The organism is Nocardioides dubius, assembly GCF_039528155.1.
GTDB classification, from domain to species: Bacteria; Actinomycetota; Actinomycetes; order Propionibacteriales; family Nocardioidaceae; genus Nocardioides; species Nocardioides dubius.
Genome location: NZ_BAAALG010000017.1, coordinates 90498 through 106540, shown reverse-complemented (window position 1 = coordinate 106540; position 16043 = coordinate 90498). Strand labels below are relative to the sequence as shown.

Annotated in this window: 13 protein-coding genes; 5 read left to right on the top strand and 8 right to left on the bottom strand. The window is 70.1% G+C overall.

Annotated features, from left to right (window positions below; genetic code table 11):
• Together efeB and ABD151_RS20355 are read left to right on the top strand one after the other, a co-directional pair.
• Positions 1 to 1222, top strand: a 1222-nt coding sequence (efeB, locus tag ABD151_RS20360) for an iron uptake transporter deferrochelatase/peroxidase subunit (RefSeq protein WP_343996690.1), incomplete at its 5' end; no start/stop codon positions are given.
• A 215-nt stretch (positions 1223 to 1437) separates the two neighbouring features.
• The gene (locus ABD151_RS20355) at positions 1438 to 3084 is read left to right on the top strand and encodes an ABC-F family ATP-binding cassette domain-containing protein (protein ID WP_343996689.1); all 1647 of its coding nucleotides are present in this window, start codon (positions 1438 to 1440) and stop codon (positions 3082 to 3084) included.
• Between the two features lie 6 nt (positions 3085 to 3090).
• On the opposite strand, the gene ABD151_RS20350 is transcribed toward ABD151_RS20355, so the two are convergent.
• From ABD151_RS20350 to ABD151_RS20330, 5 genes are all read right to left on the bottom strand, one after another.
• On the bottom strand, positions 3091 to 3558 hold the full coding sequence (locus ABD151_RS20350; protein ID WP_343996688.1) for a nuclear transport factor 2 family protein: 468 nt from the start codon (positions 3556 to 3558) through the stop codon (positions 3091 to 3093).
• A 200-nt stretch (positions 3559 to 3758) separates the two neighbouring features.
• The gene (gene ilvC / locus ABD151_RS20345; protein ID WP_343996687.1) at positions 3759 to 4784 is read right to left on the bottom strand and encodes a ketol-acid reductoisomerase; all 1026 of its coding nucleotides are present in this window, start codon (positions 4782 to 4784) and stop codon (positions 3759 to 3761) included.
• A gap of 45 nt (positions 4785 to 4829) precedes the next feature.
• Complete coding sequence (gene ilvN / locus ABD151_RS20340) at positions 4830 to 5372, bottom strand: acetolactate synthase small subunit (protein WP_343996686.1); 543 nt, start codon at positions 5370 to 5372, stop codon at positions 4830 to 4832.
• The gene (locus ABD151_RS20335) at positions 5372 to 7138 is read right to left on the bottom strand and encodes an acetolactate synthase large subunit (protein WP_343996685.1); all 1767 of its coding nucleotides are present in this window, start codon (positions 7136 to 7138) and stop codon (positions 5372 to 5374) included. Before ABD151_RS20335 ends, ilvN begins: the two co-directional genes overlap by 1 nt.
• Before the next feature lie 302 nt (positions 7139 to 7440).
• Entirely contained in the window at positions 7441 to 8046 is a 606-nt protein-coding gene (locus ABD151_RS20330; protein WP_343996684.1) for a TetR/AcrR family transcriptional regulator, read from the bottom strand.
• 181 nt (positions 8047 to 8227) lie between these two features.
• Between ABD151_RS20330 and ABD151_RS20325 the strand changes: the two genes are divergently transcribed.
• Together ABD151_RS20325 and ABD151_RS20320 are read left to right on the top strand one after the other, a co-directional pair.
• On the top strand, positions 8228 to 9370 hold the full coding sequence (locus ABD151_RS20325; protein WP_343996683.1) for a phosphotransferase family protein: 1143 nt from the start codon (positions 8228 to 8230) through the stop codon (positions 9368 to 9370).
• Positions 9370 to 10470 carry an Rv3169 family protein gene (locus ABD151_RS20320; protein ID WP_343996682.1) on the top strand — a complete coding sequence of 367 codons (1101 nt, stop codon included), beginning with the start codon at positions 9370 to 9372 and terminating at the stop codon, positions 10468 to 10470. Before ABD151_RS20325 ends, ABD151_RS20320 begins: the two co-directional genes overlap by 1 nt.
• A gap of 84 nt (positions 10471 to 10554) precedes the next feature.
• Here the strand turns inward: ABD151_RS20320 and ABD151_RS20315 are convergent, their stop codons facing one another.
• Together ABD151_RS20315 and ABD151_RS20310 are read right to left on the bottom strand one after the other, a co-directional pair.
• Complete coding sequence (locus ABD151_RS20315; RefSeq protein ID WP_343996681.1) at positions 10555 to 11928, bottom strand: aldehyde dehydrogenase family protein; 1374 nt, start codon at positions 11926 to 11928, stop codon at positions 10555 to 10557.
• Complete coding sequence (locus ABD151_RS20310; protein ID WP_343996680.1) at positions 11925 to 12746, bottom strand: SDR family oxidoreductase; 822 nt, start codon at positions 12744 to 12746, stop codon at positions 11925 to 11927. Before ABD151_RS20310 ends, ABD151_RS20315 begins: the two co-directional genes overlap by 4 nt.
• 174 nt (positions 12747 to 12920) lie before the next feature.
• Between ABD151_RS20310 and ABD151_RS20305 the strand changes: the two genes are divergently transcribed.
• Positions 12921 to 15146 carry an arylsulfatase gene (locus tag ABD151_RS20305; protein ID WP_343996679.1) on the top strand — a complete coding sequence of 742 codons (2226 nt, stop codon included), beginning with the start codon at positions 12921 to 12923 and terminating at the stop codon, positions 15144 to 15146.
• Positions 15147 to 15243: 97 nt separating this feature from the next.
• Here the strand turns inward: ABD151_RS20305 and ABD151_RS20300 are convergent, their stop codons facing one another.
• Positions 15244 to 15909: a VOC family protein gene (locus ABD151_RS20300; protein WP_343996678.1), complete on the bottom strand. Its 666-nt coding sequence runs from the start codon at positions 15907 to 15909 to the stop codon at positions 15244 to 15246.
• Positions 15910 to 16043 lie beyond the last annotated feature (134 nt).

Sequence of the window (16043 nt, the reverse complement as noted above, 5' to 3'; positions counted from 1 at the left end):
GGTGGCCGCGCTCGGCGTCGTGGGTGCCGCGACCGCGCTCGGCACGCATGACGCCGAGGACGGCGTGGGCTCCCTGCGCTACCCGTTCCAGGGAGCGCACCAGGCCGGCATCGTCACGCCGGCCCAGGACCGGCTGCACTTCGTCGCCTTCGACGTCACCACCGACTCCCGCGACGACCTGATCGCCCTGCTGATGCGCTGGACCTCCGCGGCCGCGCGGATGACCCAGGGCAAGGACGCCACCCCGGCAGGCGCGCTCGGCGGCTCGCCGATGCTGCCGCCCGAGGACACCGGCGAGGCCTTGGAGCTGGAGGCCTCCGGCCTGACCATCACCTTCGGCTTCGGGCCCGGGCTCTTCCGCGACGCGGAGGGGCGTGACCGCTTCGGCCTGGCCGATCGCCAGCCCGCGGCGCTGCAGCCGCTGCCGCACTTCTCCGGCGACATGCTCAAGCCGGAGCTGACCGGCGGCGACCTGTGCATCCAGGCCTGCGCCAACGACCCGCAGGTGGCGGTGCACGCGATCCGCAACCTGGTCCGGATCGGGATGGGCACGGTCGCCGTCCGCTGGTCGCAGCTCGGCTTCGGGCGCACCTCGACGACCTCCACCGCCCAGTCCACGCCGCGCAACCTGTTCGGGTTCAAGGACGGCACCGCCAACCTCAAGGCCGAGGAGACCGCAGCCGCCGAGCAGCACCTGTGGGTGGGCACCGGCGACGATCCGCGGGCCGCTTGGCTGGCCGGCGGCAGCTACCTGGTGACCCGGCGGATGAGCATGGTGATCGAGACCTGGGACCGTCAGTCGCTCTACGACCAGGAGCAGATCATCGGGCGCGCCAAGGGCTCCGGGGCACCGTTGAGTGGCGGGGAGGAGTTCACCGATCTCGACTTCAGGGCCGGCGGCGCCACCCCGGCGATCCCGGTGGACGCGCACGTGCGGGTGGTGCATCCCGACTTCCACGACGGCGCCCGGATGCTCCGCCGCGGCTACAACTTCGTGGACGGCAGCACCGACCTCGGCCATCTGAACGCCGGGCTCTTCTTCATCGCCTACGTGCGCGATCCGCGCACCGGGTTCATCCCGGTCCAGCAGGCGATGTCGCGCAACGACGCGATGATGGAGTACGTCAAGGTCAACGGCTCCGCCCTCTTCGCCGTCCCGCCCGGCGTCGCGCCCGGCGAGTACGTCGGGCAGCCCCTCTTCGCCCCCGGGGATAGTCCCTGACGTTTTCGTGGTTCTGAAGGCCGAAAACCACGAAAACGTCAGGGACTATCCGGAGGGTGGCGCGAAAAGGGTTTGAAGGGCCGAAGTCATCGACAGTAAGGTCGGAGGCGTCCCATTGCCGACGACAGGACGATCGTTGCTCGCTTGAGGTGTGCCCGCCCCGCACTTTGCGCCCCGCTCTCGGTGGCGCTCCCTCATGCATCCCAGGAGCAACCGTGCCTACCCCGGCCATCGCCTTTCACGACGTCAGCCTCCGCTGGCCCGACGACACCCTCGCCTTCGCCGACCTCGACCTGCGGGTCCCGCCAGGCCGCAACGCCCTGGTCGGGCGCAACGGTGCCGGCAAGTCGACCATCCTCCGGCTAATCGCCGGCGACCTCTCCCCCACCAGCGGCAGCATCCAGGTGGACGGCAGCGTCGGCTACCTGCGCCAGGACCTCACCCTGCGGGTGGACGCCGAGGTCGCCGAGCACCTCGGCATCGCCGCGAAGCTGCACGCGATCGCCGCGGTCACCTCCGGCGACGTCGACGAGCGCCACTTCGAGACCATCGGCGACGACTGGGACATCGAGGAGCGTGCCGTCGCCCTCCTCGACCGGCTCGGCATGCCCGCCGGCACCCTGCACCGCCGCGTCGGCGAGCTCTCCGGCGGCGAGGCGATGCAGCTGCATCTGGCCGCACTGCTGTGGCAGCGCCCCGACGTGCTGCTGCTCGACGAGCCCACCAACAACCTCGACGCCGGCGCTCGGGCCCGGGTGCACGAGCTCGTCGCCTCCTACCGCGGCACCCTGCTGGTGGTCAGCCACGACCGGGAGCTGCTGGAGCTGGTGGACCGGATCGGCGAGGTGCGCGCACACGGCAGCAGCCGCGAGGTGCACTGGTACGGCGGCGGCTGGAGCGCCTACCGCGAGCAGATCGCCGCCGAGCGGGCCGCTGCCGAGCAGGCACTCACCGCGGCGAAGGCCGACGTGCGTCGCCAGCAGAACGAGGCGCAGGCGGCGGAGCGGGTGATCGCCCGGCGCAACAAGCAGGGCGCCAAGGCCGCCGAGAGCATGCCGAAGATCCTGGCCGGCGCCCGCAAGCGCTCGGCGCAGGAGTCGGCCGGCAAGCTGCGCGGCGTGCATCAGCAACGGCTGGCCGAGGCCCGCGGCGAGCTGGATCGCGCCCGCAGCGAGCTGACCAGCGACGAGTCGATCTCGCTCGCGCTGCCCGCGACCGTGGTGCACCGCGGCCAACAGGTGCTCAGCGCCCACGGCATCACGCTGCGCGACGGGCGCACGATCGAGCTGACGATCAGCGGGCCGGAGCGGGTCGCGATCACCGGCCGCAACGGCGTCGGCAAGACGACGCTGCTCGACACCCTGCTCGGACGACGTCCGCTGGAGCCGGGCGAGGACGGTGAGGTCGGCGAGGTGGTGCGGCACGTGCCGACGGCCTTCGTGCCGCAGCGCCTCGATGTGCTCGATGTGGAGCAGAGCGTCTTCGCCAACGCCAGGGAGCGGGCGCCGCACGCCGATCCGCACGAGATCCGGGCCCAGCTGGCCCGGCTGCTGTTCCGTGGCGCAGCGGCCGACCAGCCGGTCGGAACGCTCTCCGGCGGCGAGCTGCTGCGGGCCACCCTGGCATGTCTGCTGCTGGCCGATCCCGCGCCGCGGCTGCTGGTGCTCGACGAGCCGACCAACAACCTCGACCTGAGCAGCGCGAGCCAGCTGGTTGACGCGCTCGGCTCGTACCAGGGTGCGCTGCTGGTGGTCTCCCACGACCAGGCGTTCCTCGACGATCTCGAGCTGACGCGGGTCCTCGACCTGGACGCCCCCGAGGACCCGGACGGGGCCCTCGAGAGCGCGGAGGCGGTCAGCTGAGCAGGCTCAGGCCCACTTGTTGGCGAGCAGCTTGAAGCTCGGGGTGTCGGCGAGCGAGGTCATCGCCTCGTAGATCCGCTCGTACTCGGTGCCGGCGATCCGCCACTTGCCGTCGGCGTCCTTGCGGTAGGAGTCCTTGTAGTAGCCGGCGCCACGGATCAGGCAGTTGAACTCGGTGGCGATCACGGTGTCCTCGAAGGCCCACGACGCGGTCGCGGTGTCGCCGTCGACGGTGATCTCGGGGTGCTGCGCCACGTGCATGGTGACCACCGACTGGTTGGTGTTCTTCTGCATGTAGGCGACGACCTCCTCGCGGGTGTCGAAGTGCAGCGGCTTGCCCATCGCCTTCGTGCCGTAGCGCGCCTTCACGTCGGTGGCGAGGCAGTCGCCGAACGCCTCCCACTCCTTGTTGTCCAGGGAACGGAAGTAGCGGTACTTCAGCTGGCGGATTTCTTCGATCGCAACGAGGTCCATGCCTGGCAATGTAGAACAGGTTCTCTGTCTGCGGCAGGTCCAGTTCCAACCAGCGATAGTCCCTGACGTTTTCGTGGTTCTGAGGTACGAAAAACCACGAAAACGTCAGGGACTATCCGCCAGGAGCGGGAACGTGCGCGAAATATCCACAGGGCCCCGTCCCGCGGGAGCGGAACGGGGCCCTGAGTGGACGAGCGAGATCAGCGAGCGGCGGAGCCGTCGGTGTAGTCGGCGTCCTGCTGCTTCCACGAGAAGTGGCCACGCAGGGTCTTGCCGGTGGCCTCGATCGGGTGCGCCGCACCCTTGGCGCGGAGCTCGAGGAACTCCTTGCCGCCGTTGTCCTGGTCGTCGATGAAGCGCTTGGCGAACGCGCCGTTCTGGATGTCGGCGAGAACGGCCTTCATGTTCTCCTTCACCGACGGGTCGATGACCCGCGGGCCGGAGACGTAGTCGCCGTACTCAGCGGTGTCGGAGACCGACCAGCGCTGCTTGGCGATGCCGCCCTCCCACATCAGGTCCACGATGAGCTTGAGCTCGTGCAGCACCTCGAAGTAGGCGATCTCCGGCTGGTAGCCGGCCTCGGTCAGGGTCTCGAAGCCGTACTGGATCAGCTGCGAGGCGCCACCGCAGAGGACGGCCTGCTCACCGAACAGGTCGGTCTCGGTCTCCTCGGTGAAGGTGGTCTTGATGACGCCGGCGCGGGTGCCGCCGATGCCCTTGGCGTACGACTTTGCGATCTCCCAAGCCTGGCCCGACGCGTCGTTCTCGACGGCGATGATGTCCGGGATGCCGCGGCCCGCGACGTACTCGCGACGCACGGTGTGACCGGGAGCCTTGGGGGCCACCATGATCACGTCGACGTTCTCCGGCGCGGTGATGTAGCCGAAGCGGATGTTGAAGCCGTGGCCGAAGACCAGGGTGTCGCCGTCCTGGAGGTTCGGGGCGATCGACTCGGCGTAGAGCTTGCGCTGGTGCTGGTCCGGAGCCAGGATCACAATCACGTTGGCCTCGGCAGCGGCCTCGGCCGGGGTGAGCACCTTGAAGCCCTCGTCCTCGGCCTTGGGGCGGCTCTTGGAGCCCTCCGGCAGGCCGATGCGGACGTCGACGCCGGAGTCGCGCAGGTTGAGGGCGTGGGCGTGGCCCTGGCTGCCGTAACCGATCACCGCGACAGTCTTGCCCTGGATCAGGGTCAGGTCGGCGTCGTCGTCGTAGTACATCTCAGCCACGGGGGCTCTCCTTTGATTGGGTGGGGCGTTGGAATGAAGAGGGCGTCAGCCCGCGACAGGCGGCGGCGCGGGGACGGCGATGGGGCGCAGCGAGCGCTCGGTGATCGACCGCGCACCGCGACCGATCGCGACCACGCCGCCCTGCACCAGCTCGCGGATGCCGAACGGCTCGAGGACCTTGAGGAAGTCGCTGAGCTTGTCGGCGTTGCCGGTGACCTGGATGGTCAGCGCGTCGGTGGCCACGTCGACCACCTTCGCCTTGAACAGCTGGACGGCGTCGAGCACCTGGCCGCGGGTCTCGGCGTCGGCCTTGACCTTGACGAAGAGCAGCTCGCGGCTGATCGAGGCGTCGCTGTCGAGCTCGACGATCTTGATCACCTCGACCAGCTTGTTCAGCTGCTTGGTGACCTGCTCCAGCGGGCTGCCCTCCACGTTGACCACGATGGTCATCCGGGAGATCTCAGGGTGCTCGGTGGGGCCCACCGCGAGGCTGTCGATGTTGTAGCCACGGCGGCTGAACAGGCTGGCGATGCGTGCCAGCACGCCCGGCTTGTTCTCGACCAGGACCGACAGGGTGTGGGTGGTCATCAGAGCTCCACGTCGTCGAAGTCGGGCGCGAGGTCTCGCGCGTACTTGATGTCATCGTTGCTGGCGCCGCCGGCGATCATCGGCCACACCATGGCGTCCTTGTTGACCCGGAAGTCGACGACGACGGGGGCGTCGTTGATCTCCATCGCCTTCTTGATCGTGGCGTCGACGTCGGAGGCCGAGTCGCAGGCCAGGCCCACGCAGCCGTAGGCCTCGGCCAGCTTCGGGAAGTCCGGGATCCGCACCGGCTTGCCGTGCTTCTGCAGGTCGGTGTTGGAGTAGCGCTCGTTGTAGAACAGGGTCTGCCACTGGCGGACCATGCCGAGGTTCTCGTTGTTGATGATCGCGACCTTGATCGGGATGTCGTTGATCGCGCAGGTGGCGAGCTCCTGGTTGGTCATCTGGAAGCAGCCGTCGCCGTCGATCGCCCACACGGTGGCGTCGGGACGACCCACCTTGGCGCCCATGGCGGCCGGGACCGAGTAGCCCATGGTGCCGGCGCCGCCGGAGTTCAGCCAGGTGTTGGGGTTCTCGTAGCCGATGAACTGCGCGGCCCACATCTGGTGCTGGCCGACGCCGGCGGCGTAGATCGCCTCCGGACCGGCGATCGCGCCGAGGCGCTCGAGCACGTACTGCGGGGCCAGCCCGGAGGCCGGGGTGTCGTAGCCCAGCGGGTACTTCTGCTTGATCCCGGCGACGTAGGCCACCCAGGACTCGTAGTCGCCCACGTTGCCTGCGGCCTGGTCGGCCTGCAGGGTGACCAGGAGGTCGGTGATGACCTCCTTGATGTCGCCCACGATCGGGACGTCGGCGTAGCGGTTCTTGCCGATCTCCGCAGGGTCGATGTCGGCGTGCACGACCAACGCGTTGGGCGCGAAGGTGGACAGGTCGCCGGTGACGCGGTCGTCGAAGCGGGCGCCCAGGCTGATGATCAGGTCGGCCTTCTGCAGACCGGCCACCGCGGCCACGGTGCCGTGCATGCCCGGCATGCCGAGGTGCTGCGGGTGCGAGTCAGGGAACGCACCGCGCGCCATCAGCGTGGTCACCACGGGGATGCCGGTCAGCTCCGCGAGCTTGCGCAGCTCGCGGTGGGCGCCGGAGCGGATGGTGCCGCCGCCGACGTAGAGGACCGGCTTCTTGGCGGCGCGGATCAGCTTCGCGGCCTCGCGGATCTGCTTGGCGTGCGGCTTGGTCACCGGGCGGTAGCCGGGCAGCTGGAGCTCGCCCGGCCAGCGGAAGGTGGTACCGGCCTGGAGGGCGTTCTTGGCGATGTCGACCAGGACCGGGCCGGGACGGCCGGTGGAGGCGAGGTGGAACGCCTCAGCGATCCGCGACGGGATCTCGTCGGCGTCGGTGACCAGGAAGCTGTGCTTGGTGATCGGCATGGTGATGCCGCGGATGTCAGCTTCCTGGAAGGCGTCGGTGCCGATCAGGCTCGCCGGGACCTGCCCGGTGATCGCGACCATCGGCACGGAGTCCATGTAGGCGTCCGCGATCGGCGTCACCAGGTTGGTGGCACCGGGGCCGGACGTCGCCATGCAGACGCCGACCTTGCCGGTCGCCGACGCGTAGCCCTCGGCAGCATGGCCGGCGGCCTGCTCGTGGCGCACCAGGATGTGACGGATCGTGCTGTCGAAGAGCGGGTCGTACGCGGGGAGGATCGCCCCTCCGGGGATGCCGAAGATGTCCTCGACCCCGGCCGCCTCCAGCGACTTGACCAGGCTCTGGGCGCCGGTGATCTGTCCGGCTGCGTCCTGCTCACTCATCTGTCTACTTCCTCAGTCCTGCTCGACCTTGTCGTGGCCAACAAAAAACCCCTCGGCCAGTATCGGTGACGAGGGGTCGACGCGTGTGCTCGGGCCGGTGGCCCTCAACTCACGCGTCGCGTGCGTACGAGAATCTGGGAACGCATGTGCCCAGCCTCCACCCGACTCCGGTGACCGTCAACACGAGTCTGCCACTCGTCTTAGAATATGGGACGAGCGTATCAACCAGTGGGCATCTCGAGGTGGCTCAGGACACATCGCACCCCGGCTCACAGCCACCTCGCGGCGAGCGGCGAGCGACCTCAGCGCGGCGCGATCGCCTCGGCGGCGAACCGGCCGGCGGCCCGGAACTCCTCGACGAGGCCCGGCCCGCCCGAACTCGCCCACCCGTGCTGCATCGCAGCCAGGTACATGCCGGCCACCATCTGCGCCAGGAACTCCACGGGATAGTCCGTGCGCAGGTCACCCGCCTCGCGGCCGGCCTGCAGGATCCGGGCCAGCAGGCCACGCAGGTGCTCACTCCGCTCGCCGACCTGCTCGATGGTGGCGGCGCGGTCCAGCTCAGCCGTGAAGGCGAGCAGGAACTTCGAGCGACCCGAGGCTCGCTGGGCGAAGTCGAGGAAGACCTCGGCGATCCGCTCCCCCGTGCCGAGATCGCGCGCCAGCAGCTCCTCGACCACCTCCTCGAGGCGGACGACCAGCTCGTCGTAGAGCGCCCCGAGCAGCTCGTCCTTGCTCGGGAAGTAGTTGAAGAAGGTGGCCCGCGAGACCAGCGCGCGATCCGCGATCTCGTCGATGGTGGTGAAGGTGCCGTTCTCGACGAAGGCGTCGCGCGCGGCGTTGAGCAACGCCTCGCGCGTCTGCAGCTTGTTCAACTCACGTCGCCCGAGTCCCGTCCGCTGCGCCACGTGCCCTGCCTTCCAGCTCGCGCCCGGACACCTCGTCCCGGGCTGCGCCGCATGCTATCGGAGCCCACGCCTCCCACCTGAGCACGGGAGTCACGAACACCGTTCCATTTTCCTAGAGTCGAGTCTATCTTTAGACCCAAGTGCACCGCGACACGTGTCGCATGAGCGAACCGAGGAGCCGATGAGCGACGAAGCCATCTCCGACAGCATCGAGACCACCATCACCACCACCGAGCTCGACGTGGACGAGACCGGGCGGCGACTCGCCGCCTGGCTCGGCGCCCGGCTAGGCGACGGCGCCGCGCCGGAGATCACCAACCTGCGCCGCCCCGAGGGCTCGGGCATGTCCAGCATCTCGGTGCTCTTCGACCTGGCCTGGACCGAAGGCGGCGAACGGCAGGAACGGGCCATGGTCGCCAGACTCGCGCCCGAGGCGGCCGCCCTGCCGGTCTTCCCCGGCTACGACCTCCAGGCACAGTTCGACGCGATGCGGGCGGTGCGCGAGCACACTGCGGCTCCGGTGCCCCGGGTGCGCTGGATCGAGACCTCCCCCGAGGCCCTTGGCACGCCGTTCCTGGTGATGGACCAGGTCGCGGGTGCGGTACCGGTCGACAACCCGCCCTACGTCTTCGGCGGCTGGCTCAGCGAGATGAGCGCCGACGAGCAGGCGGCGGTCCAGGAGACCAGCGTGCGGATGCTGGCTGCCGTGCACACGATCACCGACCCGGTCGCCGTCCTGCCCGGGCTCGCGCCGTCCGCGAGCGGCGGCAGCCTGCGCGAGCACTTCGCCCGCGAGCGGGACTACTACGAGTGGACCCGGCGCGACGACGCACTGAGCATCCCCTGTCTGGAGCGCAGCTTCGCGTGGCTCGAGGAGAACTGGCCCGAGCAGCCGTCGCCGGACGTGCTCTGCTGGGGCGACGCCCGGATCGGCAACATCATGTTCGACGGCACCGAGGCCGTGGCGGTGCTCGACTGGGAGTCAGCGGCGATCGCGCCCCGCGAGGTCGACCTGGGCTGGTTCATCTTCTTCCACGCCCAGTTCCAGATGATCGCCGACTTCTTCGAGATGCCCGGCCTGCCCCACCTGTTCCGCCGTGACGACGTCGTCGCGGCCTACGAGCGGCTCACCGGCACCACCGTGCGCGACCTGGACTGGCACCTGCTCTATGCCGCCCTGCGCCACGGGATCGTGATGAGCCAGATCACCCGCCGCCGGATCCACTTCGGCGAGATCGAGGCACCAACGGACCTCGACGAGTACGTCATGCACCACCCGATGATCAACGCCCTACTTGCCGGCACCTACTCCTGGGAGAGCTGATGAAGCCCCATTCTCTGGACGAGTACCCCGTCCACCAGTCCCCGCTGTCGATGGCACGCACCTCGACCACCGACCGCAACTTCTATGACCGCGCCTACTTCAACGGCCACGACCGCAGCGGCGAGCGCTTCTTCGTCAGCGGCTTCGGCCACTACCCGAACCTCGGCGTGCAGGACGCCTTCGCGACCCTGCGCGAAGGCGATCGCCAGGTCGCCGTCCGGTTCTCCGACGCGCTCGACGAGCGCAGCACGACCACGAAGGTGGGTGCCTACGCCCTGGAGGTGATCGAGCCGCTGGAGCGGGTGCGCCTGGTCTGTGAGCACCCCGACCTCTCCTTCGACATCACCTGGGAGGGCTCGTTCGCGGCGGTGCTCGAGGAGCAGCACACCCTGATGGGCGGTCCGCGGGCGATCCTCGAGGCCACCCGGTTCGCCCAGGTCGGCACCTGGAGCGGCACCCTCGCCGCCTTCGGCACCGAGCACGCCGTCGACCCCGACCTGTGGCTCGGCAGCCGGGACCGCTCCTGGGGCATCCGCCCGGTCGGCGACGGCGACCCGGCGGGCAGGATGGCCGACGAGCCGACCGGCGGCCACTGGTGGACCTACGTTCCGCTGCGCTTCGACGACTACATGCTGATGATCATCGTCCAGGAGTCCCCCGACGGCACCCGCACCCTCAACCACGCCACCCGGGTCTGGCGCGACGGCCGGGTGGAGCAGCTCGGCTGGCCCCGGGTCGAGGTCGACTACGTCTCCGGGACCAGGAACCCTGCCTCGGCCCGGATCCACCTGACCACCCGCAACGGCGCGCCGGTGGTCGTCGACGTCGAGCCGCTGACCTACGTCGCGCTGCACATCGGGGCCGGCTACGGCGGAGACACGGACTGGACGCACGGCCAGTGGATGGGGCGCGACTGGTCGCTCTCCTCCACCTACGACCTGACCGACCCGGAGATCGCCGCCCGAGTGCCCTGGGGCACCGTCGACTTCTCCGCCCGGGCCACCTGCGACGGCCAGGAGGGCTGGGGCATGTTCGAGCACATGTGCTTCGGGCGTCACGACCCGAGCGGCTTCAGCACCTGGACCGACATGGCTCCCTGAGCAGTCGGCATTCAGCGAACAGCCCTGGCGGGATCTCCCGCCAGGGCTGTTCCGTTCGCGCCGCCGAGCGACGCCCGGTGGCGCTCAGCGCTTGGTGCTGACCACCCGGCTGGCCAGGAAGTCCTGCACGCCCTCCTCGCCGCCCTCACGACCGAAGCCAGACGACTTCAGCCCGCCGAACGGCAGCTCGACCTCGAGCGCGTTGTGCTGGTTGATCCAGACCGAGCCGGCCTCGATCCGCTGGGCCACCGGCTCCGCTGCCTCGGTCGAGCCCCAGACCGAGGCCCCGAGCCCGAACTCCTGCTCATCCAAGGTGGCCAGCACGTCCTCGACGTCCTGGTAGGCGACCACCGGGAAGACCGGACCGAACTGCTCCAGCGCCACCAGGTCCGCCGCGTCATCGACATCGCGCACCAGAGTCGGCTCCAGGAAGTAGCCCGGCAGGTCGGTGCCGCGCCCGCCGCCCGTGACCACACGGCCCCCGCCGGCGACCGCCTTCTCCAGCAGCTCCGTCACCAGATCGAGCTGGGCGCGATTGTGCAGCGGCCCCACCTTGGTGCCCGGCGCCAGCCCGTCGCCGACCGGCAGGTTCGCCATCTCGGCGGAGAACGCCTCACAGAAGGCGTCGACCAGGTGCTCCGGGACATAGGCACGCTTCGGCGCGATGCACATCTGCCCGCTGTTGAAGAAGGCGTTGCGGGCCAGCGTGGTGGCGCAGGCGGCGAGGTCGGCATCGGCCAGGACGATCGCCGGGTCGTTGCCGCCGAGCTCCAGGGTGACCGGCGTGATCGTCTCCGCAGCCTGCCGCATGATCGCGGTGCCGACCTTGGTCGAACCGGTGAAGGAGACCTTGCGCACCCGGCGATGGCCGATCAGCGCCTGACCGACCTCCGGGCCGCCCTGCACGATCTGCAGCACGCCGCCGGGAAGGACCGTGTTCAGGATCTCGACGACCTTGCCGACCACCAGGGCCACCGACTCGGCCGGCTTGACGACGACGGTGTTGCCCGCTGCCAGCGCCGGAGCGATCTTCGCCATCATCAAGAAGACCGGGAAGTTCCACGGCACGATCGCCGCCACCACCCCGAGCGGACGGTGCTGGATGACGACGGAGCGCCCGGCCGCCTCGACGCCCGGCGTCTCGTCGTCCCACGCGACCCGCGCATGGTGCGCGAGGCAGCGAGCCGAGATCCAGACCTCGTTGCCGGCGTCCTCCACGGTCTTGCCCTGCTCCTGGCTGAGCAGTGGGGCGATCTGCGGGAGCTTGCGCATCAGCTCGACCGAGCAGGCCGCGAGCAGCCCCTGGCGACGCGCGCGATCGGTGCGCCAGTCAGCGAAGGCCGCGTGCGCCTCCTCGACGCGGCGATGCAACGCGTCGGCGTCGGTGATCGGAGTGCGCCCGACCTCCTCGAGGGTGGACGGGTTGACCGAGATCAGCTCGGTCGCCGCGGCGCTCACTGCTCGGCCCCGGCGGCCATCGCTGCCATCGCCGGCGCGATGTAGGAGCGGAAGACCAACGCCGAGAAGCCGCCGTCGACCGGGAGGTCGGCACCGGTGATCCAGGTGGACTCCGAGGAGGCGAGGTAGACGAGCGCGTCCGCGATCTCCTCGGGCCGGGCGTGGCGGCCGGCCCAGGTGGCGGCGCCGTTGATCGCCTCCTCCCCCATCGTGGTGGTGAAGTCCGGCAGCAAGGGAGTGCCGACGGTGCCCGGCGAGACGGTGTTGGAGCGGAGCCCGATGTGCTTGCCGTCGACCGCGAGGTTGCCGCTGAAGACGATCGCGGCCTCCTTGCTGAGGTTGTAGCAGGTCGTGTCCAGGTCGGGCAGGTCGGCGATCGAGTCGAGCGCCTGCTCCCAGTCGTCGATCGCCAGGAACGCGTTGTGTCGCGCGTAGTTCTGCTGCCACAGGAAGCCCGCCTGCGAGGCGGTGGTGACGACGACCGGGGCCGCGCCGAACTTCGGCATCAGAGCCCGGGTGAGATCGCGCGGAGCCAGCGCATTGACCGCGAGCACCGTGCGCCAGGGGTGGTTGCCGGCGATGCCGGAGTTGTTGACCAGGACGTCGACCGGCCCCTCGATCTGGTCGGCGATCGCCAGCACCCCGGCGTGGGTGGAGAGGTCGCCGACCACCATCTCGGCGACCGAGTGGTCATCGCTGGCGACGCGGTCGACCGCGATCACGGCGGCGCCGCTGGCGACGAGCTTGCGGACGACGGCGGCACCGATGCCGGATGCGGCGCCGGTGACGACGACGCGCTTGCCGGAGAAGTTGGGCATGAGACTCCCTCAGTCAAAGATGGATTGAGATCTATTTTTAGACCTCACTTTACTTTTGCGCGGAACTGTAACACCCTCTGTGACGTGCCTCTCACCGTCGCGGCGCTCACCGGGACCACGACGTGCGACTGAGCCCACGCACCCCGCACCGTCCCCCCACAAGAAAGTCGATCGATGCCCCCGATCACCGCACTCACGCCGGAGACCGCCCCCGAGCCGCACTGGCCGGAGCAGCCCACCGCGGCACCCGGCGCGCCGAACGTCGTCATCGTGCTCACCGATGACGTCGGCTACGGCGCGACCAGCACCTTCGGCGGCGTGGTGCCCACCCCGACCGTCGACGCCCTCGCCGAGCGCGGCCTGCGCTACACCCGCTTCCACACCACCGCGATGTGCTCCCCCACCCGCGCGGCCCTGCTGACCGGGCGCAACCACCACAAGGTGGCCTTCGGCCGGATCACCGAGACCGCGATGGCCTACGACGGGTACACGAGCGTGCTGCCCGACGACGCCGTCACGCTGGCCCGGGTCCTCAAGGACGCCGGCTACGCGACCGCCCAGATCGGCAAGCACCACAACACCCCGGACTGGGAGGCCAGCCCCACCGGCCCGTTCGACCGCTGGCCCACCGGGCTCGGCTTCGAGCACTGGTACGGCTACCACGGCGGCGGCTGCAACAACTGGGCGCCGGGGCTCTACCGCGGCATCACCCCGGTGGAGCCGCCGGCCGACGACCCGACGTACCACCTGGAGGCCGACCTCGCCGACGAGGCGATCCGGTGGGTCCGCCGGCAGAAGTCCGGAGCCCCCGACAAGCCGTTCTTCCTCTACTACGCGACCGCCGCCGGGCACGCACCGCACCACGCCCCGCAGGAGTGGATCGAGCGGTTCCGCGGCCAGTATGACCACGGGTGGGACGCCGTCCGCGAGGAGGTGCTGGCTCGCCAGATCGAGCTGGGCATCGCCCCTGCGGGAACCCGGCTGACCGAACGCCCCGAGGAGATCCCCGCGTGGGCGAGCCTGAGCGAGGACGAGCGTCGCCTGTACGCCCGGCAGATGGAGGTCTTCGCCGCCAGCGTCGCCTACTCCGACGCACAGATCGGCCGGTTCCTCGACAGCCTGCGCGAACTCGGCGAGCTCGACAACACCATCGTCGTCTTCATCCAGGGCGACAACGGCGCCAGCTCCGAGGGCGGCCCGCACGGCGCGCTCAATGAGGGCCTGTTCATGAACGGCATGGCCGACAGCGTGGAGCGGATGCTCGACCACATCGACGAGCTCGGCGGGCCAGAGCACTACAACCACTACTCCATCGGCTGGGCCCACGCCATGGACACGCCCTTCCAGTGGTTCAAGCAGGTCGCCTCGCACTTCGGCGGCACCCGCAACGGCATGGTGCTCTCCTGGCCGGCCGGGATCGGCGACCACGCGCAGCTCCGCGACCAGTTCCACCACGTCGTGGACGTCGCCCCGACCATCCTGGATCTGGTCGGCGTCGCCCAGCCTCACGCCGTCGACGGGGTCACCCAGCAGCCGGTCGACGGCGTCAGCATGCGCTACTCCTTCGCCGACGCCGCGGCACCCTCGCTGCGCGCCACCCAGTACTTCGAGCTGCACGGCAACCGCGCCATCTACCACGACGGCTGGGTCGCGGCCTGCGGCCCGCTCGAGCTGCCCTGGGCCTGGACCCTGCCGCCGCCGGAGCCCGACGCCGCCGCGTGGCAGCTGTTCCACATCGACGAGGACTTCAGTCAGGCCGTCGACCTCGCGGCAGCGCACCCCGAGCGGCTGCGCACGATGCAGGACCTCTTCCTCGTCGAGGCCGCCGTCAACGGGGTGCTGCCGCTGCTGGCCGGCACCGCCCGCCGGTCAGGGCCGCCGGCGCCGAGCGCCGTGGCGGGCCGCAGCCACTTCGTCTACTACGACGGCACCACCCGGATCCCGCCGGCCGCCGCGCCCGACGTCGCCAACCGAAGCTTCACGATCACCGCGGATGTCGACGTCCCCGAGGGGGCCAGCGGCTTCCTGGTCGGGCACGGTGGCCACGCCGGCGGGCACGCGCTCTACCTCGTGGATGGCAGGCTGACCTATCACTACAACCTGCTCAACACCGAGCGGGCGACGGTCACCGCCGAGCCGCCGATCGCGCCCGGACGACGTCGACTGCAGGTCCGCTTCGACGCCGACGGTGCCGGGTTCGGCGTCGGCGGCACGGTGAGTCTGAGCGTCGACGGCGCGGTCGTGGCCGGCGAGCGACTGGACCGGACCGTGCCGTGGCGGATGTCCTACATCGAGGGCCTCAACATCGGCCGTGACACTGGCACGCCGATCTCCCCCGACTACCGGGTGCCGTTCGTCTGGCCGGGGACCCTGCATCAGGTGGAGGTCGAGCTGCGCTGAGTGGTGCGCTCGGGCGTTCGATCCGGGTCCGCTCCGGACGTGCGCTCCGGGCGTGCGCTCCGGGCGTGCGCTCCGGGCGTGCACTCCGGGCGTGCACTCAGGTGCAGGAGCAGACGCAGGCGCGGTTGCCCTCGGCGTCCGCGAGCACCCAGAAGCCCGGTGCCTCGGCATCGGAGACCAGGGTGCCGCCGGCCGCCAGGGCGTCCGCGACCCGCTGCTCGGCGAGGTCGCGCGGCACGTAGACGTCGAGGTGGAACCGCTGGCGCGGCGTCGGGTGCGCGTCGGTCTCCTGGAACCACAGGGTGGGCAGGTCGCCACGCGGATCGTCGAGCTCGTCGGGCAGCGCCCGGGACTCCTTCATCCCCAACAGCGCCTTCCAGAACGGGCGGACGGCGTCGAAGTCGGCGGAGTCGAGACCGAGCTCGACCATCTGCACCTGGGTCGGGTCGGCGCTCGCGCCGAGCTCGGCGGCGAGCTCGGAGATCCGCGCGGCCAGTCGCAGGTCGCGGTCGGTGACCCCGTTGACGTCGTGGCTGCTCAGCCGTACGCCGAGCAGGCCCCAGCGCAGGTCGAGGTCCGGGTGGTGGTCGGCGTCCTGCGCCGCGGCGCCGATCGCCCCGACCAGGGCCAGCCCGGTGTCATAGTCGGGCAGCGTGAACCGGGCACCCAAGGTGCGCTGCAGCAGCCGCCAGTCGTGCAGACCGGCCGCCTCGATCTCCGGGCTCCGGCGGATCTCTTTGTCTGACGCGGGAATCGGGCTCATGAGCCCACCGTGCCACTGCCCCCGAACCCCCACAACCCCGAACCTGCGCTTGTTCCCGCCGAACCTGCGCTTGTTCCCGCCGAACCTGCGCTTGTTCCCGCCGAACTTGCGCTTGTTCCCGCCGAACTTGCGCT

What these genes read in the sequence shown, in the direction of transcription:
- ABD151_RS20325 (WP_343996683.1), top strand. Translation starts at nt 8,228, where the DNA reads ATGAGCGACGAAGCCATCTCCGACAGCATCGAGACCACCATCACCACC.
- ABD151_RS20300 (WP_343996678.1), bottom strand. Translation starts at nt 15,909, where the DNA reads ATGAGCCCGATTCCCGCGTCAGACAAAGAGATCCGCCGGAGCCCGGAG.
- ABD151_RS20320 (WP_343996682.1), top strand. Translation starts at nt 9,370, where the DNA reads ATGAAGCCCCATTCTCTGGACGAGTACCCCGTCCACCAGTCCCCGCTG.
- ilvN (WP_343996686.1), bottom strand. Translation starts at nt 5,372, where the DNA reads ATGACCACCCACACCCTGTCGGTCCTGGTCGAGAACAAGCCGGGCGTG.
- ABD151_RS20305 (WP_343996679.1), top strand. Translation starts at nt 12,921, where the DNA reads ATGCCCCCGATCACCGCACTCACGCCGGAGACCGCCCCCGAGCCGCAC.
- ABD151_RS20350 (WP_343996688.1), bottom strand. Translation starts at nt 3,558, where the DNA reads ATGGACCTCGTTGCGATCGAAGAAATCCGCCAGCTGAAGTACCGCTAC.
- ABD151_RS20335 (WP_343996685.1), bottom strand. Translation starts at nt 7,138, where the DNA reads ATGAGTGAGCAGGACGCAGCCGGACAGATCACCGGCGCCCAGAGCCTG.
- ABD151_RS20310 (WP_343996680.1), bottom strand. Translation starts at nt 12,746, where the DNA reads ATGCCCAACTTCTCCGGCAAGCGCGTCGTCGTCACCGGCGCCGCATCC.